The organism is Pedococcus sp., from assembly GCF_036000045.1.
GTDB lineage: Bacteria > Actinomycetota > Actinomycetes > Actinomycetales > Dermatophilaceae > Pedococcus.
The window spans coordinates 1-1,754 of sequence record NZ_DASYGF010000022.1; the positions used below are offsets into that span (position 1 = coordinate 1).

The window sequence follows — 1,754 nt, forward strand, 5'->3', positions numbered from 1 at the left end:
GGGGCGGCGTCTTCGGCGACCAAGCCTTCGCCGCCGCGATGATCGACCGCGTCGTCCACCACGCCGACGTCCTGACCCTCAAAGGCGCCAGCTACCGGCTCCCCAACCGCGGCTCGACACCCTGCCCAGCATCAGAACCCAAGACACGGCACACTAGAACCACGAACCGGTGGCCTCGTTTTCGAGCGTCGCATCGGCCTCAAATTCGAGCGTTGCCGACAAGTGCAACCATCCATCCGCCTGCGCCTAATCGATCCGTGGGATCCTTGACGCACGAGTCCCTACCCAGGCGGTCCAATAGCCCGCCTCGCGGATCATTCGGTCAGCCGCCTTCGCGAGGGCTCCACGGTCGCGGCGACCTCGGCATGCCGGCGATCCGCTCCACTGGGCGGCAGGACGATCCCTCGCGCCGGATTTTCCGGTAAAGGCCGACGCCAACCCGGCACCGCGTGGTACCGCATCGCCCCGGCGAGCAACGAGGGAGCCCTGCGGGCGCGGATCGGCGCACAGCTTAACGCGACCAATGCCCCCACCCTTAATGGGGCTCTTCGCCGTTGAGTGTGGGGTGAGCGCGGCGCGCCGAACGGCTGGGTGAGGCTGGGGATGGGTCGAGGTCCCCGAAGATCAGAGGACTTCTACCTCGTCTGATCTCAAGGACCTCGACGTTGAGCGAGCCTACGTTGTGCTGCCGTGCGGATGGTGGCTACTGCGACCGGTGTGACCTGCTGGTGGGCCTGAACAGCCTGCATGTGACGGCGGTGGAGCGTGACGACGGCGGCGGCTTGACCGTCACCGTGGAGTCCGCGGCGGCGCCGATGGGGTGCCGGTCGTGCGGGGTCGTGGCCCACGCCCACGGCCGGGTCGAAGTGTGGCTGGTTGACGCGCCGGCGATGGGCCGGCCGGTGCGGATCCGCTGGCTCAAGCGCCGCTGGCTGTGCTCCGACCCGGGCTGCCCGGTCCGCTCGTTCGTCGAGCAGGACGAACAGATCGCCGCGCCGAGAGCGAGGCTGACGACCCGAGCCTGTTGGTGGGCAATCGAACAGATCCGCCGCGAGCACGCCTCCGTCAACGGGATCAGACGTCAACTCGGCACCGGGTGGCGCACCGTGTGGGAGGCGATCCTCCCGCTACTGGAGGCAGCCGATGCTGACGCGAGCCGCTTCACCGGGGTGGCCATCCTGGGCGTGGATGAGCACGTGTGGCATCACGTGTCGACCAAGCCAATCGAGGACGGCGGCCGCGGTCCGAAGGAGTTGACCGGCATGGTCGACCTGACCCGAGACGCCAACGGCCACACCAAGGCCCGGCTGCTCGACCTGGTCCCCGGCCGGTCCGGCGAAACCTACCGACGTTGGCTGGAACAGCGCGGTGAAGCGTTCAAAGCCGGCGTCGAGATCGCCACCCTCGACCCGTTCCACGGGTACAAGAACGCGATCGACGACCAGCTGCAGGACGCCCGCTCAGTGCTCGACGCGTTCCACGTCGTCAAGCTGGCTACCCAGGTCGTCGACGACGTGCGCCGTCGGGTGCAGCAGGACATCCACGGCCACCGCGGCCGCAAAGACGACCCGCTGTACCGGATCCGGAACATCCTGCGCGCCGGCGAAGAACACCTAACCGACCGTCAACGCGCCCGGCTCGAGACCGCGTTCACCGCTCGGCAGGAGCACCTCGAAGTCGAGCTTGCCTGGCGGTGCGCCCAGCAGGTCCGAGCCGCCTACCACCAGCCCACCCACGCCGCCGGCCGAGCCGTA

Annotated in this window: 2 protein-coding genes; both read left to right on the forward strand. The window is 68.6% G+C overall.

The window, feature by feature from the left end; all coding sequences use genetic code 11:
* Positions 1 to 38: 38 nt before the first annotated feature.
* Entirely contained in the window at positions 39 to 425 is a 387-nt protein-coding gene (locus tag VGN50_RS04375) for a hypothetical protein (protein WP_327443442.1), read from the forward strand.
* A gap of 240 nt (positions 426 to 665) precedes the next feature.
* Positions 666 to 1,754: ISL3 family transposase (locus VGN50_RS04380; protein ID WP_422662157.1), on the forward strand; the 1,089-nt coding region annotated here is incomplete at its 3' end.